Source organism: Mesorhizobium sp. M1A.F.Ca.IN.020.06.1.1 (genome assembly GCF_004023265.1).
GTDB lineage: Bacteria > Pseudomonadota > Alphaproteobacteria > Rhizobiales > Rhizobiaceae > Mesorhizobium.
The window spans coordinates 1-523 of the sequence record NZ_RZSR01001741.1; the positions used below are offsets into that span (position 1 = coordinate 1).

Genomic DNA, 523 nt, shown 5'->3' on the forward strand with positions numbered 1-523 from the left:
CTCCATGCATGTGCGGTTGAGGAGCAACGCTAAAGGCCCGGCGGGCAAGTGGGTGGACGAGGCGACGTCCGAGTTCGGCGATCTCCTCGATGTCATTCGCGAAAGCTGCGGGCTTATCGAGTTCCGCGACGTCGCGGACGAGGCGCGCCGATTCCTCGCCATGCCGCGACCGCTGGCGCAAGACCCCGGCGCGGAGCGCCAGCCAGCCGCGGCACGCGGCTCCCCCGACGCCGCGCGTCGCCTGTTCGCCATGTCGCAGCCGATCGCCGGCACGCTGGCCGAACGCTATCTTGCTTGCCGCGGCATCCGGCTCGCCGCGCGTGAACGCGCCTTGCGCTTCCACCCCGGCTGCTACTACCGCGATCTCGTCACCGGCGAGACGCGGACCCTGCCCGCGTTGATCGCGGCCGTCACTTCCCTCGACGGACGCATCACCGGCCTGCAACGCACCTGGTTGGATCCGAACGGCAACGGAAAGGCGCCGGTTGCCGATCCGCGTCGCTCGCTCGGCAATCTTCTAGGC

The 523-nt window shown here is 69.6% G+C and carries 1 pseudogene; it reads left to right on the forward strand.

The window, feature by feature from the left end:
• Window positions 1-523, forward strand: a pseudogene (locus EOA60_RS36645) (DNA primase); the annotation flags it as partial.